Here is a 23,506-nt window from a genome sequence, read left to right as displayed (position 1 = left end):
CCCTCAATGTCCTGCCGCCAGGCGCTCGCCGGCACCCTGGAATACGCCCCGCTCGCCCCCTACCAGCACCAGGCGCTGGCTCGGTGCAGCGGCCGAAGTGAGGGTGCCGAGACCGGTGCGCCGCGTGCTGTCGAGAACCCTGCCGCGGGCGTCCAGGTGGACCAGGCTGCTGTCGGCGCCGACCAGCACCACGCCGTTGCCGCCAGGCAGCAGCACATGGCCGTAGAAGGTGTTCTGGCTGTCCAGCGCGACCTGCTGCCAGTGCTGGCCGAAGTCCTCGCTGAGGAACACATGGCCGCGCATGCCGTAGGCCAGCCAGCGCTCGTCGGAGATCCGCGCCACGCCGAACAGCGAGCCGTTGTAGAAGGCCGGCAGGCTTTCCCAGCTGGCTCCGCCGTCGCTGCTGCGCATCACCAGCCCCTGCTCGCCGACCAGCATCTGCCGGCCGCTGCGGCTGCCGTCCATGCCGTTGAAGTGGTAGCCGTCGGCGTTGATCTCGCGCGCTGTCCAGCTGCGCCCCGCATCGGCGGATTCCAGGTACTTGCCGTAGCTGCCGAAGGCGGTCACATGCTGTCCATCGGCGCTCCACACCCCCAGCAGCGGCTCGCCGAGTTCGGCGTTGTAGCCGACTTCCCGCCAGCTGGCACCGCCGTCCTCGGAACGCAGCATCCAGCCGTCATGCCCCACGGCCACCAGCTCCCTGACGTTCAGGGCTGCCACGCCGGTCAGGGTGATGGCCCGCTGCGGCGAAAGCGCCGCCTCCTTCCAGGTCAGGCCGTTGTCGTGGCTGCTGAGGATGGTGCCACGCTCGCCCACGGCGACCAGTTGCTCGCCGTTGAGCAGCATGTCGTTGATCTGCACCCGATCGGCATGCAGCGTGGTCGGCTCCAGCGGCGCGGGACTGCGGGGCGCGAAGGCGTAGGCCACGGTGGCCATGACCAGGGCGCTCACGGCATAGCCGATCAGCTGGCGCATGGCAGCCCCCCGACCGGTTCGAATCTGTGCACGAAGGAAAGCATGTTGCGTCCTCTTGTTGTTATTGCCCGCCCGGCGAAACGCAGCCCGGGGGTTCGATACCCCCGGAGGCAACCTGGCGGATGGCAAGACAGGCTGGTGGCAGCTCCGCGGCGGCCTGGCCGCGAGCCCGATCATGGAGGTCGGCCGTTCGCCGTCACAACGTCCAAACGGGTTAGGCCGCGAACCGCCCGCCAGGCGTGATGGCGGGCGGTCGGGCAGGCTCAGGGCAGCTCGAACAGGCCGGCCGCGCCCATGCCGCCGCCGATGCACATGGACACCACCACGTAGCGGACGCCACGGCGGTGGCCTTCGAGCAGGGCATGGCCGACCATGCGCGCGCCCGACATGCCGAAGGGGTGGCCGATGGCGATGGCGCCGCCGTTGACGTTCAGCCGTTCGTTGTCGATGCCGAGGGCATCGCGGCAGTGCAGCACCTGGCTGGCGAAGGCTTCGTTGATCTCCCACAGGCCGATGTCGTCGACGCCCAGGCCGAAGCGCTTGAGCAGCCTGGGCACGGCGAACACCGGGCCGATGCCCATTTCCTCCGGCGCGCAACCGGCCACGGCGATGCCACGGTAGATGCCCAGCGGCGCCAGGCCCCGGCGCTCGGCCTCGGTACGGCTCATCAGCAGGCAGGCACTGGCGCCGTCGGAGAACTGCGAGGCGTTGCCGGCGGTGACGAACTCGCCTTGCTCGATCCACTTGCCGTCCTTCCATACCGGCTTCAGCGCGGCCAGGTCTTCCAGCCGGGTCCCCGGGCGGTTGCACTCGTCGCGATCGACCAGCACCTCCTCGTGGCCGGCGGGCTTGCCCTCCTTGTCGAAGCACAGCTTGCGCGCGGCCAGCGGCACGATCTCGTCGGCGAACAGCCCGGCCTGCTGGGCGGCAGCGGTGCGCTGCTGGCTCTGCAGGGCGTACTCGTCCTGCGCCGCGCGGCTGATGCCGTAGCGCCGCGAGACGATCTCGGCGGTCTCGATCATCGGGATGTAGGCGCTCGGCATGCAGGCCAGCACCGCCTCGGACTGCGCCCGATAGGTGTTCTTGTGCTTGTTCTGGGTCAGCGACAGCGACTCCACGCCGCCGGCGACGGCGATTTCCATCTCGCCGGTCATGATGCCCTTGGCCGCCACGCCGATGGTCATCAGGCCGGAGGCGCACATGCGGTCCAGCGCCATGCCCGGCACGCTGTCCGGCAGGCCGCCGGTGTAGGCGCACAGGCGGCCGATGTTGTAGCCCTGGGTGCCCTGCTGCACCGCGGCGCCCATGATCACGTCCTCGACCGCATCGGCCTCGATGCCGGCGCGCTCGACCACGGCGCGCACCGCGTGGCCGCCGAGCACGGGCGCCTCGGTATCGTTGAACGAGCCACGGAAGGATTTGGCCAGCGCGGTACGCGCGGTGGAAACGATGACGACTTCGTTCATGACGACATTCACTCTGCTGCAGGGTTGAAGGTGTAACGGCTGAGCGTGTCGACCACGCAGCCCGGGCGCTCGGCGCCCTCGATCTCGACGCTGATGCGCACGCTGAACTGCACCGCCCCGCCGACCAGTTCGGCGCGCAGCACCTGGCCGTGGCCGCGCACCCGCGAACCGACCCTGACCACCGCCGGGAAACGGGTGCGGTCGCTGCCGTAGTTCACGCCCATGGCCATGTTCTCGATGACCATCAGTTGCGGCATGAACAGGTTGGCCAGCGACAGGGTCAGGTAGCCGTGGGCGATGCAGGCGCCATAGGGGCCCTCGGCGGCGCGCTGCGGGTCGACGTGGATCCACTGGTGGTCGCCGGTTGCCTCGGCGAACAGGTCGATGCGTTCCTGGGTGATTTCCAGCCAGTCGGTGCGGCCGAGGTCCAGCCCCTCGGCGGCGAGCATCTGCTCGGCGCTGCGGAATACGGTGGTCATGGCATCCTCCTCAGGCGTGCTGCGAGCTGACGGACAGCACTTCGCCCACCATGTAGGAGGCGTAGTCGCTGGCCAGGAAGACCATCACGTTGGCCACTTCCCAGACCTCGGCGGCGCGGCCGAAGGCTTCGCGGCTGGCCAGCTGGGCCAGCAGGTCCTCGCTGGAGGCCTTCTTCAGGAAGTCGTGCAGGGCGATGGAGGGCGACACCGCGTTGATGCGCACGCCGTTCTCCGCCGCCTCCACCGCGCTGCAGCGGGTCAGCGCCATCACCCCGGCCTTGGCCGCGGCGTAGTGGGCCTGCTCCTTCTGCGCGCGCCAGCCGAGCACCGAGGCGTTGTTGACGATGGCGCCGCTGCCGCGGCGTTCCATGTGCGGCAGCATGGCGCGGGTCATGCGGAAGGTGCCGGTGAGGGTCACGTCGATGACCCGCAGCCACTCCTCGTCGCTCATCTCGGTCACGCGCTTCTGCCCGCCGAGGCCGGCGTTGTTGATCAGCACGTCGACGCCGCCCAGGGCCTGCTCGGCGGCGGCCACCAGGGCCTGCACCTCGTCTTCCACCACCACGTTGCACAGCTGGCCGTAGATCGCCTGCAGGCCGGTTTCCGCCTTCAGGCGCTCCACCGCCTCTTCCAGGCGGCGCGGGTGGATGTCGGAAATCATCAGTGCGCGGCAGCCTTCCTCGGCGCAGCGCCTGGCGGCGGCGAAGCCGATGCCGGCGCCGGCGGCGGCGGTGATCAGCACCGACTTGCCGGCGAGCAGTTGGTGACCCGGAACATAGGGGGGAGCTTGTCTCACGGCGAAGACCTCGGATGTCATTGGTTCGTGACTGGATTTAAGGGGCGCCCCTCCCCGCCCGCATCGTCAAAACGGAGGGGATGGCGCGAAGGAACGGCCAAGGAAGGGCGAGGCCCGGCGCACCTGCGTCCGGGCCCCGTCGAGCAGCTCGATGTCCGGCCTGGCGCCGCTTTCGCCTCAGCTGCCGTAGACCTTCTGCGCCGGCACTTCGGCGGCCAGCAGCGCCTGCATGGCCTCGCCCACCTCGGCCGGTTCCCAGCGCGCGCCCTTGTCGACGCCGGCGGTGCTGCGCCAGCCGGCGGCGATGGAAATCCTGCCGCCCTCGGCCTCGAAGATGCGTCCGCTGACATGCGCGGACCGTTCGGAGGCCAGCCAGGCCAGCAGCGAGCTGACGTTCTCCGGCGCCCAGTAGTCGAAGCTGCCGTCCTCCGGCCTGGCCATGCGCGTGGCCATGGACTCCACCGCCGTGGTCATGCCGGTGCGCGCGGCCGGGGCCACGGCGTTGGCGGTGATGCCGTAGCGGCCGAGCTCGGCGGCCTGGTTGAGGGTCAGCGCGGCGATGCCGGCCTTGGCCGCGGCATAGTTGGACTGGCCGATGGAGCCCTGCAGGCCGGCGCCGGACGTGGTGTTGATGATGCGCGCCGCCACCGCCCTGCCGGCCTTGGCCTGGTCGCGCCAGTAGTGCACCGCGTGGGAAGCGATGCAGAAGTGCCCCTTCAGGTGCACGGCCATGATCGCGTCCCAGTCGGCCTCGGTCATGGAGGCGAACATGCGGTCGCGATTGATGCCGGCGTTGTTCAGCACCACGTGCAGGTCGCCGAAGGTCTCGATGGCCTGCTTCACCGCGTTCTCGCCGTCGGCGTAGCTGGTGATGTCCGAGCTGTTGGCCAGCGCGCGGCCACCGGCCGCGACGATGTCCTCGACCACCGCCTGGGCGGCGGCCTGGTTGATGTCGTTGACCACCACGCAGGCGCCTTCGGCGGCGAACACGCGGGCATGGGCGGCCCCGAGGCCGCCACCGGCGCCGGTGATGATGACGACGCGATCGTTGAGGATTCCCATGGTTGCTTTCCTTTCAATGAGTGGACGACCGGCGCAGGGAGCACCTGCGCCAGGCCGGTCACAGCCTTTCGATGATGGTCACGTTGGCCTGCCCGCCGCCTTCGCACATGGTCTGCAGGCCGTAGCGGCCGCCGCTGCGCTCCAGGGTGTGGAGCAGCGTGGTCATCAGCCGCGCGCCGGTGGCGCCGAGCGGATGCCCGAGGGCGATGGCGCCGCCGTTGAGGTTGGTCCGCGCCGGGTCGTAGTCCAGCTCCCTGGTCCAGGCCATGACCACCGAGGCGAAGGCCTCGTTGATCTCCACCTGGTCGATGTCGGCCATGCGCAGGCCGGCCTTCTTCAGCGCGTGGCGGGTCGCCTCGATCGGCGCGGTGAGGTGCCAGATGGGGTCGTCGCCACGCACCGACAGGTGATGGATGCGCGCCCGCGGGGTCAGGCCGTAGCGCCTGAGCGCCTCCTCCGACACCACCAGCAGCGCCGCCGAGGCGTCGCAGGTCTGGCTGGACACGGCCGCGGTGATGCCCGGGAAGGCGGGGTCGACCGGCTCCAGGCTGGCCATCTTCTCCAGGGTGGTGACGCGCGGCGTCTCGTCCCGGGCCAGACCTTCGCAGGCGACGATCTCCCTGGCGAAATGGCCCGCCTCGATGGCGGCCAGGGCGCGGCGATGGCTCTCCAGGGCGAAGGCTTCCATCTCGCCGCGGCTGACCTGCCAGTGGTCGGCGATGCGCTGGGCGGCGTAGAACTGGTTGACCGGCTGGTCGCCAAAGCGCGCGCGCCAGCCGACGCTGCCGGAGAACGGATCGGGGAAGCCCAGCGGCTGGCCGGCGAGCATGGCCGAGGAGATCGGGATCTGCGTCATGGTCTGCACGCCACCGACCGCCACCACGTCCTGGGTGCCGCTCATCACCGCCTGCGCGGCGAAGTGCAGGGCCTGCTGCGAGGAGCCGCACTGGCGATCCACCGTGGTGCCCGGCACGTTGAGCGGCAGGCCGGCGGCCAGCCAGCTGGTGCGGGCGATGTCGGCGGCCTGGGAACCGATGGTGTCGACGCAACCGAAGATCACGTCGTCGTATTCGTCGGCGGGCACGGCGTTGCGCTCGACCAGCGCCTCGAGCACGTGCGCCCCCAGGTCGATGGCGTGCACGTGGGCCAGGCTGCCCTTGCGCCTGCCGGTGGGGGTGCGCAGTGCGTCGACGATATAGGCTTGTGGCATGGCGTCAGTCCTCGAAGGTGTGGCCCGGCTCGAGCGCGGCGTTCAGCAGGTGATCCGCGACGCGGGATTTGTGCAGGGCGCGGTCGCCCCAGGCGTTGTCCAGCGACCAGGTGCGCTTCATGAACATCTGCAGGTCCACCTCCCAGGTGTACCCCATGGCGCCATGCACCTGGATGCCGTGGCGGGCCGCCAGCCAGCCGGCTTCGCCGCAGGCCAGGCGGGCATGGGAGATGCGCGCATCGGCCTGGGCCTCGCCCCTGGCCAGGGCGTGGGCGGCGCGATAGAGCACCGGCTTGGCGAATTCGATCTGGGTGGCGACGTCGGCCAGGTGGTGCTTGACCGCCTGGAAGCTGCCGATCTGCTTGCCGAACTGCTTGCGCTGGACCACGTAGTCCACCGACAGGTCGAGCATGCGCTGGGCCAGGCCGAGGGACTGGCCGGCCACCGACAGGGCGCCGCGATTCAGGGTCTGCGCCCAGAGCGCGCGCCCCGTCCCGGCATCCGCGATGCGGGTCGCGGCGCCGGGGTTCCAGCTCACCTGGTAGAGGCGCCGCGAGGCATCGATGCTCGGGTTGCCGATCACGTCGACCTCGGCGCGCGGCACGGCGTGCACTTCGTCGCCGTGGGCCAGCAGCAGCAGGTCGGCCAGCTTGGCGTCGGCGACGCAGGGGTTGACCGGGTGGCCGACGGCAATGCGGATGCTGCCGTCGGCGATCCGCGCCAGCCACTGGTCGCGCTGCTCGCTCTGCGGCAGCGCGGCGAGCAGGCCGCCGGCGACGTAGGCGGTGTCGGCCAGGGAGTCGGGAATCGCGTAGTAGCCCAGCTCCTGGGTCATCAGCGCCCAGGTGATGTCGTCCATGCCCAGGCCGCCGCAGCTTTCCGGCACGGACAGCGCGGTCAGGCCCTGCTCGGCGATCTTGCCGCGCAGGTCGGGGGAACGGCCGGCATCGGTTTCCCAGATGTCTCGCAGCAGCTCCGGGGCCGCCTCGGTCATCAGGAACCGGCTGATGGCCTCGCGGAACGCCAGTTGATCTTCGGTAAAGGTGAAGTTCATCGCCCGCCCCTCACTTCGGCAGGCCGAGCATGCGCTCGGCGATGATGTTGCGCTGGATTTCGTTGGTGCCGGCGTAGATCGGTCCGGCCTGGGCGAAGAGGAAGCCTTCCAGCCAACCGCTTTCGCTGGCGTCCAGCAGCGGCGCGTCGGCCAGCAATTCGCTGCGGGCGCCGAGGATGCGCATGGCGGTTTCGTTGATCAGCAGGTCCAGCTCGGACCAGACCAGCTTGTTGGTGCTCGACTCGGCGCCGATCTTCTCGCCGCGGCCGAGCCTGCCGACGGTGTGGTAGGCGCCCAGGCAGTAGGCTTCGGCGCCCATCCAGGCGCGGCTTACCGCCTCGCGGATGCCCGGGTCGCGGTCGGCGCTGGCCTGGTTGTCCTTGTACAGCTGCACCAGGCGCTTCGCGCTGGCCTGGAAGCGCGCCGGCGAGCGCAGCAGCAGGCCGCGCTCGAAGCCGGCGGTGGCCATCGCCACGTGCCAGCCCTGGCCTTCGGCGCCGATGAGATTGGCCGCCGGCACGCGCACGTCGTCGAAGAAGATCTCGGCGAAGGCGTCCTTGCCGTTCAGCGCCTTGATCGGGCGGATGGTCACGCCCGGCGCGTCCAGCGGCACCATCAGGAAGCTCAGGCCGTGGTGGCGGCTGGAGGCGGGATCGGAACGGAACAGGCCGAAGGCCATGTCGGCGAAGCTGGCGCGGGTCGACCAGGTCTTCTGGCCGTTGAGCACGTAATGGTCGCCGTCGCGGATCGCCCGGGAGCTGATGGCGGCCATGTCGGAACCGGCGTTCGGCTCGGACCAGGCCTGCGCCCACATGATTTCGCTGGAGGAGGTGCGCGGCAGGAAGTGGCGCTTCTGTTCCTCGCTGCCGAACTCCATCAGGGTCGGGCCGAGCAGGTACTGGCCGTTCTGGTTGACCCGCATGGGCGCACCGGCGCCGTAATACTCCTCCTCGAAGATCAGCCACTCGATCAGGTCGCAGCCGCGCCCGCCGAGGTGCTCCGGCCACATGACCATGGAGTAGCGGGCCTCGAACAGCTTGCGCTCCCAGGCGCGGTGCTGCTCGAAGCCTTCACGGGTGTCGTAGCTGGCCAGCGGTTCCCTGGGCAGGTTGGCGGCCAGCCAGGCGCGCACTTCCTGGCGGAAGGCTTGCTGCTTCGGGGTATAGGTCAGTTCCATGGCGGGCCCTCAGAACTTCGCGTCGCGTTTTTCGACGAAGGCACGGCGGGTTTCCGCCGAATCCGGGCTGGTGTAGGCCTGCAAGGTGAAGCCCTGCTCCCAGCGGTACTTGTCTTCCAGGTTGCCGTCCTCGATGCCGTTGAGCGCCTCCTTGGCGATGCGGATCATCGACGGGCTCTTGGCGGCGATTCTGGCGGCGATCTCCAGGGCGGTTTCGCGCAGCGCTTCCCGGGCCACCACGCGCTCGATGAAGCCGTACTTCTCGGCTTCGCGGGCGCCGATGCTGGCGCCGGTGAAGAACAGGTAGCGCACCTTCTGCACCGGGAACAGGCGCTGCAGGTGGGCGCCGCCGCCCATGGCGCCACGGTCCACTTCCGGCAGGGCGAAGGTCGCGCACTCCGCGGCGACGACGATGTCGGCCGCGCCGGTGATGCCGATGCCGCCGCCGAGCACGAAGCCGTGCACCGCGACGATCACCGGCACCGGGCAACGATGCACGGCCTTGAAGGTTTCGTAGTTGCCGCGGTTGACCGCGACGATGCGCTGCGGATGCTGGTCCAGCTCCTTGATATCGACGCCGGCGCAGAAGCCGCGACCCTCGGCGCGGATGACGATGACCCGCGTCTGCGGATCGGCGCCCAGGGCGTTGATGCGGTCGGCCAGGGCCTGCCACTCGACGCTGTCGAGGGCGTTGACCGGCGCCTTGTCGATCACGAGTTCGACGATGCCATTGTCGGCCTGGGTGGTGAATGCGCTGCTCATGTGGCACTCCTGCAAGGCTCAGCCACGGGCTGAAGGTTGCGTTGATAGAGCTCGGCGAGGCAGGCCTCGGCCTGCTCGACGATCTGGCTGATGATGGTTTCGCAGCTGGCCAGCTCGCCGATGGCGGCGGCCACCTGGCCGGACGGCAGGATGCCCTCGTCCGGCAGGCCGTCCTGCATGGACTTCTGCAGCAGCACCGGCTGGTTCGAGGCCATCAGGGTCTGCGACAGGGCCTCGGGTTCCTCCCTGAGCACCTTGAGCAGGATGCCGAGCATGTGCGCGCCGCTCATGCCGGTCTGCCGCTTCCAGCTCCAGGCGCTGCGCAGGGCGATCAGCAGGCGGCCCAGGCCGCCGGCCCTCTCCAGGCGATCGATGAAGGCGTTCTCGATCATGCGGTGGCGCATGCCGTCCACCGCCAGGGTCACGCGGATCCGCTGCGGGTCCTGGACCTGCAGGTAGCGCGCCAGGGTGGCGGCCGGGGTCGGCGACTCCTGGCTCATCAGGAAGCGCGTGCCCATGGCGATGCCGCAGGCGCCGGCGGCCAGCGCCGAGGCCAGGCCACGGCCGGTGGAAAAGCCGCCGGCGGCGATCACCGGCACGTCCACCGCGTCCAGCACCTGCGGCAGCAGGATCGAGCTGGGCACGCCGCCGGTGTGGCCGCCGCCCTCGCCGCCCTGGATGGTGATCATGTCGGCGCCCATCTGCACCGCCTTGATCGCGTGCTTGGCCGCGCCGACGGTGGGGATGCACAGCACGCCGGCGTCCTTGAAGCGCCGCACGGTCCCGGCATCCGGGCCACGGCCGTAGCTGACCGCCTTGAGGCCGTAGTCGATGGCCATGTCCACGCAGTCGGCGGCGTTCTCCTGGAACATGTGGAAGTTCAGGCCGAAGTTGCGGCTGCCGGTGGCGGCGATGATCCGCTCGATCTCGCTGCGGGTCTGCGCGCTGTTCAGGGTGGCCGCGGCGAGGAAGCCGAAGCCGCCGGCGCGGGTGGTGCCGATCACCAGGTTGGCGTCGGCGACCCAGCCCATGGCGGTCTGCACCACCGGGTAGCGGCAACCCAGCCGGCGGGTCAGTTCTGTTTCCAGCCAGGCGGACATCAGGCTTCTCCCGCCGACTGCTTGTTGGCCGCGGCCATGGCCCTGGCGTCGTAGCCGCCGAGCTTGTCGCCGGAGAGCAGCTCGTTGTGGGCATGGGCGAAGTGGTGCCAGGCGAATACCGCATCCATCGCCGTGCGCTTGCCGGCCAGGTCCTCGACGTGGTTGATCGCCTGCTTGGTCAGCGCCAGGCCCATGCGCGGCTGCTTGCCGATCTTCTCCGCCAGCGCATAGGTGGCCGCCTCCAGTTCCTTGCGCGGCACCACGCGGTTGACCATGCCGACCTCGTAGGCGCGGGACGCCGGCATGCGCTCGCCGCACATGAGGAATTCCTTGGCGATGCGCGGATTCATCTCGTAGGGATGGGCGAAGTACTCCACCCCCGGGATGCCCATGCGCACCACCGGGTCCTGGAAGAAGGCGTCGTCGCTGGCGACGATCAGGTCGCAGACCCAGGCCAGCATCAGGCCGCCGGCGATGCAGGCGCCCTGGACCATGGCGATGGTCGGCTTGGGCATGTCGCGCCAGCGCCGGCACATGCCCAGGTAGACCTCCTGCTCGCGCACGTAGAGGAACTCGCCACCGGGCTTGTTGGTGTGGTCCCAGAGCAGGTGCGCGCGCTCGAATTCCCTGTTGATGTCCCGCCCCGGCGTGCCGATGTCGTGGCCGGCGGAGAAGTGCTTGCCGTCGCCACGCAGGACGATGACCTTCACCGCATCGTCGGCGATGGCGCGCTTGAAGGCCGCGTCCAGCGCATAGGTCATCTGCGAATTCTGCGCGTTGTTGAACCCGGTGCGGCTCATGGTGACGGTGGCGATGCCGTCCGCCACGCTGTACTTCACCGGGGTATCGGTCTCGTAGACGCTGTTGTCCTGGCGTTCGATGAATTCGCTCATTGCCACGTCCCCATCAAGCCTGGCGGATGCCCGGCGGGTTGCCCTTGAGTTGTCTGGAGCGCAGGTCGTGCGGGTCGAGACGGCGGATCAGCGCCAGCTGCTCCTCGGTCGGGTGCGGGGTCTCGCCCATGCCCTCCGCCCTGAGCAGCGGGAAACCGGTCTTCTCCTGCACTTCCTCGAAGCTCACGCCCGGGTGCAGGGAAAGCACCTGCGCGGCGCGGCCGGGGCCGTTGAAGTCCATGACGCAGAGGTCGGTGAGGACGATGCCGATGGACATCAGCGAGTCGTTCATGCCCTTTTCCCAGCGCGCCGGGTCGAAGCCCACGCCGGACACCATGTCCACCTCGTGCACCAGCGAACGCAGCGAGTGGTTGGGGATGAAGAAGGAGTTGCGGTGGTTGATGCTGTTGCCCGGCAGGCCGCGCACGCCGAGCATGGCGATCTTCGGCTGGTAGTAGTCGGGGCCGACGGTGGACAGGTTGGTCTGGCCGAAGCGGTCGACCTGGGTCGGGCCGATCATGGCGTGGCGGCGGCCACCCCAGACGCACTCGAAGACCCGCTCGAAGCCCATGTAGCCGGAGTACTTCGGCACGTAGTCGCCACGCGGGCCGACCGGCACCGGCTCCTCGACCAGGAAGCACTCGCTGTCGGTCATCAGCAGTTCCGGGCTGTGGGTCAGCTTGGCCAGGCCGGCGCCCAGGCGCGGCAGGATGCCGAGGCCGGAGGCGAGGATCTCGCCGTTGCCGCGCCAGGCCTCGCTGGCGGCGACGATCAGCAGCTCGGCAAGGGAAAAGTCTTTCGCAAGGCTCATGGTCAACTCCTCAGAACACCGGCTGGGCCAGGGTGGACAGGCGGTCCTGGCCGCCATTCTTGGTCTGGTAGTCGGCCTCGCTGACGTAGACGAACTCGTCCATGTAGGCCGCCCAGCCGTTCTCCGCCTCGGCGGATTCGGCGTAGCGCTTCATGTGCGCCAGGTCCCAGCCGTACTCCGGTGCGCAGGTGGTCGGGTGGGCGCCGAAGGGCGCGTGCACCACGCCGGTCACCAGGTAGCGCTCGAAGGTGTTGAAGCGGGCCTGCTCGGCGCTCAGCTCCAGGCGCTCGCTGATGCGCTCGCAGGACACCACGCACTGCCGGGAGGCGCGCGCCATCAGGTGGTCGAAGTAGGCGTCGTTGCCGGTGATCAGGGTGTTGCCCAGGCGGTCTGCTTCGTTGACGTGGAGGAAGGAGATGTCCAGGTTCAGCGCCGGCATGGCCAGCAGCACTTCACCGTCGGCGTAGGGCGAGGTGATGGTCCTGATCTCCGGGCTGAGCCGGGTGATGTCGGTGGCCAGGCCGCAGCGGGTCGGCAGGAACGGCAGGCGCATGCCGGCGGCGCGCAGCCCCCACTGGTACATGCCTTCGTCCAGCTCCATCAGTTCCCTGATCCGCCCTTCCTGGCGGCACTTGCGGAACCAGGGTTCGAGCGGGATGGCGTCCATGGTGGCGAAGCCGAAGATCAGTTTCCTGACCTTGCCGGCGGCGCACAGCATGCCCATCTCCGGGCCGCCGTAGCCGACCACGGTCAGGTCCTTGACGTCCGAGCGGAGGATTTCGCGCACCACCGCCATCGGTTTGCGCCGCGGCCCCCAGCCGCCGAAGCCGACGGTCATGCCGTCCTGCAGCAGGTCGACCGCCTGCCGGGTTGTCATCTGCTTGTTCATGCTGACTCCTTACTGCTGGCGCCCGACCGAGAAATCGTGCCCCCAGATGCTCACGCGGGTGAATTCGAAGACCGAGTGCTGCTCCCAGTCCAGTTGCAGGCCGCCGAAGCCGTACTCCAGGTCGAAGCCGGACGGGGTCTGCATGTAGAAACTGGTCATGCGGTCGTTCAGGTGCTGGCCGAGGGTCGCCGACAGCGGCACGTCGTGGGCGACGCGGCGGTCGTGGGCACGGCCCACTTCGGTCATGTTCTCGACCTCCACCATCACGTGCACGCAGCCGCTGGGCACCGGGTACTCGGCCAGGGCCAGGCTGTGGTGGCGCGCGTTGCCGCAGTGCAGGAAGTAGATGCGCACCGGCGGAACGCCCTCGGCCGGGCTGAAGTTGAAGATGTCGGAGACGCCGAAGCCCAGCACCTCGGTGGCGAAGGCCAGGGTGGCGTCGAAATTCGGCGCCGGCAGCACGGTATGGCCCAGGCCCATGTCGCCGGTGACGAAGCGCGGCACGCCCTGCGGCGAAACGAACGGCAGGCAGTCGGAACGGTGCCCCCAGGACAACTCGTGGCGGTTGCCGGACGGATCGGTGACCACCGCCAGCGCCTGCACGCCGCGCTGGACGCAGTCGGCCGCAGAGCCCTGCTCCCAGGCCACGCCCCTGGCTTCGAGCACCTCCAGCGCCCGGCGATACGCCGCCTCGCCGGCCAGCTCCCAGCCGGAGGCCAGGTAGCGCCTGTCGCTGCCTTCGACGATCAGCATGCGGAACGGACGCTCGTCCATCTTCACGTAGAGGCCGCCGCCCGGCGCCGGGCTGACCGGCATACCGAGCACGTCTTCGGCATAGCGCTGCCAGTCGCCCAGGTTCTCGACCTGGGCGACGAAGTAACTCAATCCACGGATGTCGATCATGTCCCTGCTCCTGAAATGGTCATCTCATGACTGGATGCCATTGTGCGAATGCACCGGAGGGGCTTCATCGTCTGTTGAGACTAAGGACCCGGGTCGCCGTCCTAGTCTCTTTTAAGGATTCGCCGGCGCGCGCCGGTCCGCACACTTCAGGCCGCAAATGTCGGCCTGAGGAACCCGCAGATGGACTTCGCGTTCAACGACGAACAACTGATGATTCAACAAAGCGCCGCCGACTTCCTGTCGAGGACATCGGACTCCGCGGCGATCCGCGCCGCCATGGCCAGCCCGGCGGGCTACGACCCGGAGCTGTGGCGCCGGATCGCCGAAGAACTGTGCTGGCCGGCGCTGATGATCCCCGAGCAGTACGGCGGCCTCGGCCTGGGCTTCGTCGAGCAGGCCATCCTGCTCGAACAGATGGGCCGGCACCTGCTCTGCTCGCCATTCCTGGCCAGCGCCTGCCTGGCCACCCCGGCCCTGCTGCTGGGCGGCAACCAGGCGTTGCGCGGGCAATGGCTGCCGGAACTGGCCTCCGGCGGCCTGACCGCCACCCTCGCCTACCAGCACCAGCGCAACGACTGGCGCCAGGCGCGCCAGCCCAGGGCGCGCGCCGCGGCGAACGGCTGGCGGCTCGACGGCCACTACGATGCGGTGCTCGACGGCGCCACGGCGGGCCTGCTGATCCTCGCCGCCGAGCGGGACGGCGGCGACCTCGCGCTGTTCGCCGTGCCGGCCAGCCAGCCGGGCCTGCGGCGCCATCCGCTGCCCACCCTCGACCAGACCCGGCGCCTGGCGCGCATCGAGCTGGACGACGTCGCGGTCACGCCCGCGCAATGCCTGCATCCGGCGGGCGACGGCGGCGGATTGCTGGACAGGGTCCTGCAGATCGGCGCCATCGCCCTGGCCTGCGAGCAGACCGGCGCCGCCCAGCAATGCCTGGACCTGACCCTGGCCTACATCGGCGAGCGCCGGCAGTTCAGCCGCAGCATCGCCAGCTTCCAGGCGATCAAGCACCGCTGCGCCGACCTGATGCTGGCCATCGAATGCGCCCGCTCGGCCAGCTACTACGCCGCCTGCGTGGCCCAGGAAGCCCTGGCCGGCGAAGGCGACGCGCTGCTCGCCGGCGAACTGGACGAGGCCGCGCCGATCGCCAAGAGCGAGGCCAGCGAGGCCTTCATGCGCTGCGCCGGCGAGTCCATCCAGCTGCACGGCGGCGTCGGCTTCACCTGGGAATACGACCCGCACCTCTACTTCAAACGCGCCCGCGCCAGCGAACAGCTGCTGGGCAGCCCCGCCTGGCATCGCGAGCGCCTGGCCACCCTGATCCTGGAGTCCCGCCCATGAAAATCGGTTTCAGCCCCGAGGACGAAGCCTTCCGCCAGGAAGTGGCCGACTGGCTCGAACAGCACCTGCAGGGCGAGTTCGCCACCCTGCGCTTCCGCGGCGGTCCCGGCGACGAGCACATGTTCCCCGAGGAACGCAAAGCCTGGGAGCGCGAACTGGCCAGGGGCGGCTGGATCGGCATCGGCTGGCCGGAGGAATGCGGCGGCCGCGGCCTGTCGATCAGCCAGCAGGTGATCTTCCACGAGGAATACGCCCGTGCCGGCGGCCCCGGACGCATGGGCCACATCGGCGAAGGCCTGATCGGCCCGACCCTGGTGGCGATGGGCAGCGAGGAGCAGCAACGGCGCTTCCTGCCGGGCATCCTCGAAGGCCGCGAGTTCTGGTGCCAGGGCTACTCCGAGCCCGGCGCCGGCTCCGACCTCGCCGGGGTCAGGACCCGCGCCCAGCTCGACGCCAGCGGCAGCGAATGGCTGATCAACGGGCAGAAGGTGTGGACCTCCCTGGCCCACGAGTCGCAGTGGTGCTTCGTGCTGGCGCGCACCGAGCCGGGCAGCGTCGGCCACCACGGCCTGAGCTTCCTGCTGGTGCCGATGGACCAGGCGGGCATCGAGGTGCAGCCGATCCAGCAGCTGACCGGCACCAGCGAATTCAACGAGGTGTTCTTCAGCGACGCGCGCACCGCCGCCGAAAACATCATCGGCAAGCCGGGCGACGGCTGGAAGGTGGCCATGGCCCTGCTCGGCTTCGAGCGCGGCGTATCCACCCTGGGCCAGCAGATGCAGTTCAGGAACGAGCTGGACGAGATCATCCGCATCGCCAGGACCAACGGCGCCGACCGCGACCCGCTGCTGCGCCAGCGCCTGGCCCAGGCCTGGGCGGGACTCAGGGTGCTGCGCTACAACTCGCTGCGCATGCTCTCCGGCAGCCAGGACGGCAGCCTGCGCCGCGAGGCGATGATCTACAAGCTGGCCTGGTCCACCTGGCACCTGGAGCTGGGCAAGCTGGCGATGGACGTGCTCGGCCCGCAGGCGGAAATCCTCGACGGCGCGCCCTACGAGCTGTCGCGCCTGCAGTCCATGTTCCTGTTCACCCGCGCCGACACCATCTACGGCGGCAGCAACGAGATCCAGCGCAACATCATCGCCGAACGCGCCCTGGGCATGCCGCGCGAGCCACGGGTGAAGGCCTGAGCGACGAGGAAACCCGCGAAGCCGTCCCGTCATGGTATCCCGGCGCATCCTGCTCGCGAATTCCGTGTACAAGCGGGCCATGCCCGCGAAATTCCGGCTGGTCTGAACGGACGATGCGATTTCCGCGCCCGGGGAGGAGCATCGCCGGAACCGGCGCGGCATGCACCGACCCGCCCGCCGCCAACGCCAGACCAGGAGAACGACAGGATGACCCAGCAAGTAGACTTGCCACTGCCCATCGGCCACTACGTGACCCTGCCCAGCGGGCTGCGCCTGCACTACCTCGACGAGGGCCAGGGTCCGGTGGTGCTGTGGCTGCACGGCAGCGGCCCTGGCGCCAGCGGATACAGCAACTTCAAGGGCAACTACCCGGCATTCGTCGAGGCCGGCTACCGCAACATCGTCCTCGACCTGCCGGGCTTCGGCCGCTCCGACAAGCCGGACGATGGCCGCTACGACCTGGAGTTCTTCGTCGGCACCCTGCGCGCCTTCGTCAAGGCCATCGGCATCGGGCGCTGCACCCTGCTGGGCAACTCCCTCGGCGGCGCCATCGCGCTGGGCCTGGCCCTGGCCGAGCCGGACCTTCCGGAAAACCTGATCCTGCTGGCGCCGGGCGGCGTCGAGGAACGCGAAACCTACTTCCAGATGCCCGGCATCCTGCGCATGGTCTCGCTGTTCGGCGCCGGTCCCATCGGCATGGACGAAATGCGCAGCATGATGAGCCTGCAGCTGTTCGATCCCTCGATCCTGCCGGACGACCTGCTGGCCGAGCGCGTCGCCGTGGCCGTGACCCAGCCGAAGAACCTGTTCAGCACCATGATGATTCCCAACATGGAATCGCGCCTGGACGAGATTCGCTGCCCGATCCTCGGCTTCTGGGGCAGCGGCGACAACTTCAATCCGGTCGGCGGCGCCCAGCGCATCATCGATGGCGCGAAGCAGGCGCGCTTCATCGTGCTCAACCAGTGCGGCCACTGGGTGCAGGTCGAGCACCACGGACTGTTCAACCGCAGCTGCCTGGATTTCCTCCGGCACGGCTGAGCCTCAGGCCCTCCGAAAAAACCCGCGTCCGACTCCAGGGTCGGACGCGGGCAGGAAAGACAGCGGAGCCAGCGCCGCAGCGGCGATGCTTCAGGACGCGGCGCCCTGGCTGTTGAGCAGCGCGTCGCCCGGCTGGCCGAGCACGCAGGAGGTGCCGCCCGGCGTGTACATCATCGCCACGCAGCGGTTGCACGAGGTGCACACGGAGTCGCGGCTGGCACCGCTGCGCAACTTGCCGACGTAGTCCGGCTCGGCGATCAGCACACGGCCCATGGCCACCGCATCGAAGCCCTCGCCCATGACCCGCTCGATGCTGTCCAGGCTTTTCGCGCCGCCCAGGTAGGCCAGCGGCATGCGCACCGCGGCGCGCACCTTGCGCGCATGTTCGAGCAGGTACAGCTCACGGAACTCCACCCTCGGCTCGAACAGGCGCTGGATGGCCATGGCCGCGCCGATCAGCGGGTTGCCGGTGCTGACCCGGTTTTCCTTGGGGAAGGAGGAGCCGAACATGGTGGTGATCGACTCCACGTTCATCCCCGCGCTGAGCACCAGCAGGTGGGCGCCCTCGCCTTCGAGGATGCACGCGATGGCGGCGCCGTCCTCGGCCGTGTGGCCGCCACGCACGCCCTCGGTGATGCTGTACTTGCAGACCACGGCGAGGTCGCGGCCGACCGCGTCGAGCACCCGGCGCAGTACCAGGCCGGGGAAGCGCAGGCGGTTCTCCAGGCTGCCGCCGTACTGGTCGCGGCGCCTGTTGTACAGCCGGGAGACGAACTGGCTGAGCAGATAGCCATGGCCCATGTGCAGCTCCACCGCATCGAAGCCGGCCTCGCGGGCGAGCCGCGCGCCCTGGACGAACTCGTCGGCCACGCGCTGCATGTCGGCCTCGGTCATCGCCTGCTTGAGCAGCATGCCGCTCATGATGCCGACCTTGTTGAAGCCTCCGCTGGAGGACAGCGGACGCGGCGTCTGCTGCGGCGGCAGGAAGGTGAAGCAGCCGCCATGGGTGATCTGCGCCGAAGCGGCCGCGCCCTGGCGGTGCACCGCATCGGTGAGCGCGCGCAGGTGCGGCAGGGTCTGGCGGTCGAGGAGGATCTGGTTGGGAAGCGTGCGGCCGTCGGCGCTCACCGCGCAGTAGGCCACGGTGGTCATGCCCGTGCCGCCGGCGGCGATGGACTCATGGAACCTGAGCATCTGCTTGCTCGGCACGCCATCGGGCGACATGCCCTCGTTGGTGGCCGCCTTGATGAAGCGGTTGCGCAGGGTAAGCGGGCCGATCTTCAGCGGCTGGAACGCAGGCGAGTCGATGCTGCGGTCTGCGGTGTTCTGCATGTGCGTGATCCTTGTCGTGGTACTTGCAGGTCCTGCGCCGCGACGGCCCGGCGCCGGGGGAAATGCAGAGGATCGCCCGCCCCGCCACGGAGCGGGGATGGCAACGGGAGAACGGCCGGCCGCGGGCGCCCCGCGGCCGGCCGGATGGACATCAGAAGCTGTACTTGGCGTTGAACGACAGGTAGTCGCGGTCGGCCATGGTCCGCCCCCTGGCGATATCCGGCGAGCTGAGGAAATCGACGTAGGTCAGGCCGACCTGGAAGTTGCCCAGGTACTTGAGGTCCGCCCCCAGCGTCAGGCGCTTCTCTTCGCGTCCCAGGCCCTGCAGGGCGCTGCCGTCGATGTTCTGCATCCAGTTGACCTTGGTGATCAGGTCCCAGCCGCTGAAGACGCCCAGGTAGTCCATCTGCGCGCCCACGCCGAACAGGGTCGAGTCGCGGGTCTGGCCGTCGTAGACGAACTTGTCGAAGCTGCCGATGCGGGTCCCGTTGACGCTGACATCGACGTCGTCGACGCCCTCGATGTACTGGTTCATGACCTCGCCGAACAGGCTGGTCTGGTGCGCCAGCCAGGTTGGCCCGATCAGGTACATGGCGTTGAGGTTGCCCTGCCACACCTGGCCGCGGGCCGGAACGCCGTTGTCCAGGTACACCGCCGAGCCATCGCGGTAGCTCAGGTCGCCGGCGATCTGCACCGAATCGCCGATCTTCGAACTGAAGCTCGCGCCGGTCAGCTCGACATCGTCGAAGAAGCCCAGCCGGTAGGTGCCCGCATCGACCCTGCCGTCCAGGGTCGAAAAGGTGGTATCGCCGCCGAAGCTGAAGAACAGCGCGCCGACGTGCTCATGGTAGCGGTAGTGGAACAGCCCCACTTCGGTGCTCTCGGTCAGGCGGTAACGGGTGCCGATACCCCACTGGCCGCTGTTGCCCGGTTTTTCCTTGCCGCCGTAGCTCAGCGAGGCGAGGGCCGGATCGCCGGCGGCGAAGCGGAAGAACTCGGCCCCCGGACCGAAGTAGTCGGTGCCGTTGAAGTAGTCGCCCACCGGGTTGAGCTGGGTCTCGTCCCACTCGTACTGGTAGTAGGCGAGCAGCGCCAGGTCCTGGTTCAGCGACCAGGAGGTGGAGACCTGCCCCACCGGCAGGTAGGCGTCCTTGGCCTCGGTGCCCGGCACGTTGAACTTGGTGGCGTCGACGATCGTCTGGCCCTGGCTGATGTTCGGCCAGAACAGGCTCTCGCCCCAGGCCACCACGTGCCGGCCGGCCTTCAGCGACAGGTACTGGTCGTCGAAGATGTCGAAGTTGCCGTAGACGTAGGCGTCCAGCAGGCGCGCCTTGCCGCCGCTGAAGCGGCGGGTGTCGCTGGTGAAGGCGTCGTGGCGGCCGCTCTTGTTCACCGTGTCCGGCGAATCGTTGTCGTTGCGGTTGTGGTAGACGTCGTCGTAGAAGTGGCTGCCACGCAGCACCGCGCCCAGGTTCTCGTGGTTGAGCATGAGCTCGCCGAACAGGGTGACGCGGTTGGTGATCAGCGAACCACGGTTGAAGTTGCGCGTGCTGTCATCGTTGTTGAGGCTGTCCAGGTACTGGTTGGCCGGCTTGGCGGTACGCATCGAGGCCGTGTAGTTCACGGTGAGGGTGGAGTCCAGGGTGGTGTTCTCGCCCAGTTCGATGGTCGGTCCGGCCACGGCCGCGCCGCTCGCCAGCGCCAGGCCCAGCACGCCGGGGGCGAAGCTCCATCCAGGTTGCTTGTCATGCATGATTCTTATCCTTATAGACTTCTCGCAATCGTGCTCCAGCCTCCGCGGGTCCATGTCCCCACCCGAAGCACACGCTGGTCGCCGGAGCAGTGTGTAAAGGACGGTGATGCCCGCGCATCTTCCATTTGGCCTAGTCCGGCGCAGCCGCGCCGGTGGGCAGATGTTTCCGGCCCGTCTCAGCGCTGCGCGGAAAGATGGTTGGCGGCGACATAGCCGAAGGTCATCGCCGGCCCGAGCGTCCCGCCCGCCCCCGGATAGGTGGTGCCGAGCACCGACGCCGAGGTGTTGCCGATGGCATACAGGCCGGGAATCGCCTTGCCGCACGGGTACAGCACCTGGGCATGCTCGTTGGTCAGCAGGCCGCCCTTGGTGCCGATGTCGCCGGCGTTCATGCGCATGGCGTAGTACGGCCCCCTGGTCAGCGGCGCCAGGCAGGGGTTGGGCTTGACGTCGACGCTGCCGTAGTAGCGGTCGAAGACATTGCCGCCGCGGCCGAAGTCCAGGTCGACGCCGGTGCGGGCGAACCCGTTGAGGCGCTCGACGCTGGCCACCAGGGTCACGGCGTCGACGCCGATCTGCGCAGCCAGCTCCGGCAGGCTGTCGGCCTTGTAGTAGAGGTCGTTCAGCCAGTCGGCCGGCAGGCGGCTGTCGGGCATGATCTGCGCCGGCATCAGCGGGCCCATGGCATAGCTGAAGCGGAACCGGGCGTCGAAGATCACCCAGGCCGGAATCGACTTTCCGCCGCTGCGCTGGTTGTCCTGGTACATGGCGTCGACGAACTCCAGGTACGGCGCCGCCTCGTTGACGAAGCGCCGGCCCTGGCCGTTGACCACGATGGAGCCGGGGAAGGCGCGTTCGGCGAAGATCGGCCGCGGCTTCTCCTCGCCCGGCACGGAAATGGTCGGCGCCCACCAGCCCCAGTCCATCAGGTCGGTGGCCGCGCCGATGGCCCGGGCGGCTTCCAGCCCGGCGCCGGTGTTGTTGCCCGGCGGCGTGGCGCTCCATTCCTGGCGGGTCGGCTGCGGCAGGTAGCGTTCGCGCAGGGCCTGGCTCTGCTCGAAGCCGCCGGAACCCAGGATCACCCCCAGCCGCGCCTGCAGCTCCAGCTCGCGACCGCCGCTGTGCACGCGGATGCCGGCGACCCGCCCATCCTCCACCTTCAGCTCGCGGAAGTCGGTGTTCAGCCACAGCGGCACCTTGCGGTCCATCAGCGAGCGGCGCAGCGAGGCCACCAGCGAAGCGCCCAGGGCGGTGCGGCGGTCCAGTTCGCTGCGCCGCCGCCACCTGAAGTCCAGCCTGTAGCGCAGCATCAGCCACAGCAGCATCAGGCGCCAGCCGAAGCTGCGCGACATCGCCTTGTGCGCCTGGCGCGCGGTCCAGGCGATCCTGCCCATGAGCAGGGTGGTGGCCGAGGCCGGGCGCATGTTGCCGAACTCTTCCTCCAGCACGCTGGCGTCGAAGATTTCCGGGTCCAGCGAGCGACCGCCCGGCAGCGAGCCCGGCAGGTGCTGGTAGTAGTCGGGGTATTTCTCGGCGACGGCGAAGCGCACCCGGCTGCAGGCTTCCAGTTCGCGGACCATCCTAGGCGCCTGCTCCAGATAGGCGCGCAGGCGCTTTTCGTCCACCTTGTCGCCGACTGCCGCCTTCAGGTAGGTCCAGGCCTTGTCGACGCTGTCGTCGCCACCCCTGGCGGCGAAGTGGTGGTTGTTGGGAATCCAGATGCCGCCACCGGAGATCGCCGAGGTGCCGCCGAACTGGTGGCTCTTTTCCACCACCAGTACCGAGAGCCCGCGTTCGGCCGCGAATAGCGCGGCGGTCATGGCGCCGGCGCCGGAGCCGACGACGATGACGTCGTAACTGGTCTGAATCTGAGCGTGTGCCGTCATTTTTATTATGCCATTGGCTGTGGTCGGGAAGGGTCCGCTGGCGCGGGGCGTGCGCCCGGCGCCTCTCGCGCGAACGGATCGGGCAGGCCCGGTTGCACCGCGCCGAAGCTGCGGCCGGAGGCCATGTGGTTGCTGGCGATGTGCTCGCGCGCCGAGTCTTGCGCGATGGCGCGGAGGCCGGTCGATGATCGGACCGGGCGGCAGATCCTTCATCGTCAATGCGGACTAGTCGAAACGCCCGTCCCAGGTGGCCCGCGGCCATATCCCGCGGGCCGCGCGATCAGGGTGCGCCGAACACCATCGTCCAGTAGATCCCCGCATCGCTGCGCGGCTGCGTCGCATAGCCGGCGCCGACCTGGGTGAAGCGCGGGTTCATCAGGTTGGCGCAATGCCCGGGGCTGGCGAGCCAGCCTTCCAGCGCCCGGCCCGGCGAGCCCTGGCCGGCGGCGATGTTCTCGCCGATCTGCCGGCCGCGATAGCCGGCGGCCCTTGCCCTGTCCATCGCCGAATCGCCGTCGGGGTCCTGGTGCGAGAAGTAGTTGCCGCGGGCCATCGACCGGCTGTGCGCCTGCGCCGCCGCTCCCAGGGCGGAATTCCAGGCCAGCGGGCGAGCGGCGCCGAAGCGCTGGCGACCGCACATGCGCGGCTTCGCCCGGGCGGCGTTGACCTGGGCCAGCAGGGTCCTGCCCGCCGCGCGCGGATCACCCAGCTGCCGGCTGTCGAGCAGGGGGCGCGCCAGCACCAGCCGCCATTGGCTCCGCGAACGGGTGATGCCGATATCGGCGTACTGGGTGTCGAGCAGCGCTCCGCAGTAGCGGCGCGCGAGCATGTCGAAGGCTTCCCCGGCATCCCCCGCGCCCGCCAGGCGGATGGTTCGCACCGCCACGGCCTGGTAGCCGTTGTCCTTCAACTCCTCGCGCAGGGCGCCAGCGAAACCCACCGGCAAGGCCAGGCTCGATTTCAGCGCCAATGGCGGCAACGCCCTCAGCGAGCGTCCCGAGCAGCGCCGGGGGTGGCTGCGATAGTCGTTGATGGCCCAGGCTGTGTAAAAACGTTGGCATCGACCTTGCTCGGATTTGATGGAATCAAACTCAGCAGGGCGGCCCATGAAGCGTTTCATCCAGGGAGAACATCGAGGTCAAAGCACGCTGCTTCCGGAGAGCCTGGATGACTACGTCGCGGACACCAACCCGGTGCGGGTGGTCGATGTGTTCGTCGATGAACTCGACCTCGGCCAGTTGGGTTTCGACGGTGTCGTCCCGGCGGAAACGGGCAGACCTGCTTACCATCCTGCCGATCTCCTGAAGATCTACATCTACGGCTATCTCAATCGCATCCAGTCCAGTCGCCGGCTGGAGCGAGAGGCCCAGCGCAATGTCGAATTGA

Annotated in this window: 21 protein-coding genes and 1 pseudogene; 4 read left to right on the top strand and 18 right to left on the bottom strand. The window is 69.0% G+C overall.

The window, feature by feature from the left end:
* Positions 1-3: 3 nt before the first annotated feature.
* From BLR75_RS23090 to BLR75_RS23025, 14 genes are all read right to left on the bottom strand, one after another.
* On the bottom strand, positions 4-975 hold the full coding sequence (locus tag BLR75_RS23090; protein WP_084314073.1) for a WD40/YVTN/BNR-like repeat-containing protein: 972 nt from the start codon (positions 973-975) through the stop codon (positions 4-6).
* A 263-nt stretch (positions 976-1,238) separates the two neighbouring features.
* Positions 1,239-2,441 carry an acetyl-CoA C-acyltransferase gene (locus BLR75_RS23085; protein WP_084314072.1) on the bottom strand — a complete coding sequence of 401 codons (1,203 nt, stop codon included), beginning with the start codon at positions 2,439-2,441 and terminating at the stop codon, positions 1,239-1,241.
* 8 nt (positions 2,442-2,449) lie between these two features.
* On the bottom strand, positions 2,450-2,920 hold the full coding sequence (locus BLR75_RS23080) for a MaoC family dehydratase (protein WP_084314071.1): 471 nt from the start codon (positions 2,918-2,920) through the stop codon (positions 2,450-2,452).
* Between the two features lie 10 nt (positions 2,921-2,930).
* Positions 2,931-3,716 (bottom strand): SDR family oxidoreductase, encoded by a 786-nt coding sequence (locus tag BLR75_RS23075; RefSeq protein ID WP_174688582.1) that lies wholly within the window; start codon positions 3,714-3,716, stop codon positions 2,931-2,933.
* Between the two features lie 177 nt (positions 3,717-3,893).
* The gene (locus tag BLR75_RS23070; protein ID WP_084314069.1) at positions 3,894-4,778 is read right to left on the bottom strand and encodes an SDR family oxidoreductase; all 885 of its coding nucleotides are present in this window, start codon (positions 4,776-4,778) and stop codon (positions 3,894-3,896) included.
* Positions 4,779-4,836: 58 nt separating this feature from the next.
* Positions 4,837-5,988, bottom strand: a complete 1,152-nt coding sequence (locus tag BLR75_RS23065; protein ID WP_084314068.1) for an acetyl-CoA C-acetyltransferase — start codon at positions 5,986-5,988, stop codon at positions 4,837-4,839.
* Between the two features lie 4 nt (positions 5,989-5,992).
* Positions 5,993-7,042, bottom strand: a complete 1,050-nt coding sequence (locus tag BLR75_RS23060) for an acyl-CoA dehydrogenase family protein (protein ID WP_084314067.1) — start codon at positions 7,040-7,042, stop codon at positions 5,993-5,995.
* A gap of 10 nt (positions 7,043-7,052) precedes the next feature.
* A complete protein-coding gene (locus BLR75_RS23055; RefSeq protein WP_084314066.1) occupies positions 7,053-8,219 on the bottom strand; it encodes an acyl-CoA dehydrogenase family protein in 1,167 nt (388 codons plus the stop codon).
* A gap of 9 nt (positions 8,220-8,228) precedes the next feature.
* Positions 8,229-8,981 carry an enoyl-CoA hydratase family protein gene (locus tag BLR75_RS23050; protein ID WP_084314065.1) on the bottom strand — a complete coding sequence of 251 codons (753 nt, stop codon included), beginning with the start codon at positions 8,979-8,981 and terminating at the stop codon, positions 8,229-8,231.
* A complete protein-coding gene (locus BLR75_RS23045) occupies positions 8,978-10,081 on the bottom strand; it encodes an NAD(P)H-dependent flavin oxidoreductase (RefSeq protein ID WP_084314064.1) in 1,104 nt (367 codons plus the stop codon). Before BLR75_RS23045 ends, BLR75_RS23050 begins: the two co-directional genes overlap by 4 nt.
* A complete protein-coding gene (locus tag BLR75_RS23040; RefSeq protein ID WP_084314063.1) occupies positions 10,081-10,974 on the bottom strand; it encodes an enoyl-CoA hydratase in 894 nt (297 codons plus the stop codon). Before BLR75_RS23040 ends, BLR75_RS23045 begins: the two co-directional genes overlap by 1 nt.
* Positions 10,975-10,987: 13 nt before the next feature.
* Positions 10,988-11,785, bottom strand: coding sequence for a CoA-transferase subunit beta (locus BLR75_RS23035; protein WP_084314062.1), 798 nt, complete (start codon positions 11,783-11,785; stop codon positions 10,988-10,990).
* A gap of 10 nt (positions 11,786-11,795) precedes the next feature.
* Positions 11,796-12,674 carry a CoA transferase subunit A gene (locus BLR75_RS23030; RefSeq protein ID WP_084314061.1) on the bottom strand — a complete coding sequence of 293 codons (879 nt, stop codon included), beginning with the start codon at positions 12,672-12,674 and terminating at the stop codon, positions 11,796-11,798.
* Between the two features lie 9 nt (positions 12,675-12,683).
* Positions 12,684-13,577: a VOC family protein gene (locus BLR75_RS23025; RefSeq protein WP_084314060.1), complete on the bottom strand. Its 894-nt coding sequence runs from the start codon at positions 13,575-13,577 to the stop codon at positions 12,684-12,686.
* Positions 13,578-13,757: 180 nt separating this feature from the next.
* On the opposite strand from BLR75_RS23025, the gene BLR75_RS23020 reads away from it, so the two are divergent.
* The 3 genes from BLR75_RS23020 (at position 13,758) to BLR75_RS23010 (ending at position 17,149) form a co-directional block, all read left to right on the top strand.
* Positions 13,758-14,918, top strand: a complete 1,161-nt coding sequence (locus tag BLR75_RS23020) for an acyl-CoA dehydrogenase family protein (protein ID WP_084314059.1) — start codon at positions 13,758-13,760, stop codon at positions 14,916-14,918.
* Complete coding sequence (locus tag BLR75_RS23015; protein ID WP_084314058.1) at positions 14,915-16,108, top strand: acyl-CoA dehydrogenase family protein; 1,194 nt, start codon at positions 14,915-14,917, stop codon at positions 16,106-16,108. Before BLR75_RS23020 ends, BLR75_RS23015 begins: the two co-directional genes overlap by 4 nt.
* Positions 16,109-16,315: 207 nt before the next feature.
* Positions 16,316-17,149 carry an alpha/beta fold hydrolase gene (locus BLR75_RS23010; protein ID WP_084314057.1) on the top strand — a complete coding sequence of 278 codons (834 nt, stop codon included), beginning with the start codon at positions 16,316-16,318 and terminating at the stop codon, positions 17,147-17,149.
* Positions 17,150-17,239: 90 nt separating this feature from the next.
* On the opposite strand, the gene BLR75_RS23005 is transcribed toward BLR75_RS23010, so the two are convergent.
* From BLR75_RS23005 to BLR75_RS22990, 4 genes and pseudogenes are all read right to left on the bottom strand, one after another.
* Entirely contained in the window at positions 17,240-18,481 is a 1,242-nt protein-coding gene (locus tag BLR75_RS23005; RefSeq protein ID WP_084314056.1) for an NADH:flavin oxidoreductase, read from the bottom strand.
* A gap of 151 nt (positions 18,482-18,632) precedes the next feature.
* Positions 18,633-20,234, bottom strand: a complete 1,602-nt coding sequence (locus BLR75_RS23000; protein ID WP_084314055.1) for a DUF1302 domain-containing protein — start codon at positions 20,232-20,234, stop codon at positions 18,633-18,635.
* Positions 20,235-20,410: 176 nt separating this feature from the next.
* Complete coding sequence (locus BLR75_RS22995) at positions 20,411-22,120, bottom strand: FAD-dependent oxidoreductase (protein WP_084314054.1); 1,710 nt, start codon at positions 22,118-22,120, stop codon at positions 20,411-20,413.
* A 280-nt stretch (positions 22,121-22,400) separates the two neighbouring features.
* Positions 22,401-23,156, bottom strand: a pseudogene (locus BLR75_RS22990) (CAP domain-containing protein); the annotation flags it as partial.
* A gap of 70 nt (positions 23,157-23,226) precedes the next feature.
* Between BLR75_RS22990 and BLR75_RS22985 the strand changes: the two are divergent.
* The coding region (locus BLR75_RS22985) for a transposase (RefSeq protein WP_139207054.1) at positions 23,227-23,506 on the top strand (280 nt) is incomplete at its 3' end.

Source organism: Pseudomonas jinjuensis (genome assembly GCF_900103845.1).
GTDB classification, from domain to species: Bacteria; Pseudomonadota; Gammaproteobacteria; order Pseudomonadales; family Pseudomonadaceae; genus Pseudomonas; species Pseudomonas jinjuensis.
Note: the sequence above shows the minus strand (reverse complement) of the source record. Positions and strands in the feature narration are given on the sequence as shown.

What these genes read in the sequence shown, in the direction of transcription:
- BLR75_RS23090 (WP_084314073.1), bottom strand. Translation starts at nt 975, where the DNA reads ATGCGCCAGCTGATCGGCTATGCCGTGAGCGCCCTGGTCATGGCCACC.
- BLR75_RS23085 (WP_084314072.1), bottom strand. Translation starts at nt 2,441, where the DNA reads ATGAACGAAGTCGTCATCGTTTCCACCGCGCGTACCGCGCTGGCCAAA.
- BLR75_RS23080 (WP_084314071.1), bottom strand. Translation starts at nt 2,920, where the DNA reads ATGACCACCGTATTCCGCAGCGCCGAGCAGATGCTCGCCGCCGAGGGG.
- BLR75_RS23070 (WP_084314069.1), bottom strand. Translation starts at nt 4,778, where the DNA reads ATGGGAATCCTCAACGATCGCGTCGTCATCATCACCGGCGCCGGTGGC.
- BLR75_RS23065 (WP_084314068.1), bottom strand. Translation starts at nt 5,988, where the DNA reads ATGCCACAAGCCTATATCGTCGACGCACTGCGCACCCCCACCGGCAGG.
- BLR75_RS23060 (WP_084314067.1), bottom strand. Translation starts at nt 7,042, where the DNA reads ATGAACTTCACCTTTACCGAAGATCAACTGGCGTTCCGCGAGGCCATC.
- BLR75_RS23055 (WP_084314066.1), bottom strand. Translation starts at nt 8,219, where the DNA reads ATGGAACTGACCTATACCCCGAAGCAGCAAGCCTTCCGCCAGGAAGTG.
- BLR75_RS23050 (WP_084314065.1), bottom strand. Translation starts at nt 8,981, where the DNA reads ATGAGCAGCGCATTCACCACCCAGGCCGACAATGGCATCGTCGAACTC.
- BLR75_RS23045 (WP_084314064.1), bottom strand. Translation starts at nt 10,081, where the DNA reads ATGTCCGCCTGGCTGGAAACAGAACTGACCCGCCGGCTGGGTTGCCGC.
- BLR75_RS23040 (WP_084314063.1), bottom strand. Translation starts at nt 10,974, where the DNA reads ATGAGCGAATTCATCGAACGCCAGGACAACAGCGTCTACGAGACCGAT.
- BLR75_RS23035 (WP_084314062.1), bottom strand. Translation starts at nt 11,785, where the DNA reads ATGAGCCTTGCGAAAGACTTTTCCCTTGCCGAGCTGCTGATCGTCGCC.
- BLR75_RS23030 (WP_084314061.1), bottom strand. Translation starts at nt 12,674, where the DNA reads ATGAACAAGCAGATGACAACCCGGCAGGCGGTCGACCTGCTGCAGGAC.
- BLR75_RS23025 (WP_084314060.1), bottom strand. Translation starts at nt 13,577, where the DNA reads ATGATCGACATCCGTGGATTGAGTTACTTCGTCGCCCAGGTCGAGAAC.
- BLR75_RS23020 (WP_084314059.1), top strand. Translation starts at nt 13,758, where the DNA reads ATGGACTTCGCGTTCAACGACGAACAACTGATGATTCAACAAAGCGCC.
- BLR75_RS23015 (WP_084314058.1), top strand. Translation starts at nt 14,915, where the DNA reads ATGAAAATCGGTTTCAGCCCCGAGGACGAAGCCTTCCGCCAGGAAGTG.
- BLR75_RS23010 (WP_084314057.1), top strand. Translation starts at nt 16,316, where the DNA reads ATGACCCAGCAAGTAGACTTGCCACTGCCCATCGGCCACTACGTGACC.
- BLR75_RS23005 (WP_084314056.1), bottom strand. Translation starts at nt 18,481, where the DNA reads ATGCAGAACACCGCAGACCGCAGCATCGACTCGCCTGCGTTCCAGCCG.
- BLR75_RS23000 (WP_084314055.1), bottom strand. Translation starts at nt 20,234, where the DNA reads ATGCATGACAAGCAACCTGGATGGAGCTTCGCCCCCGGCGTGCTGGGC.
- BLR75_RS22995 (WP_084314054.1), bottom strand. Translation starts at nt 22,120, where the DNA reads ATGACGGCACACGCTCAGATTCAGACCAGTTACGACGTCATCGTCGTC.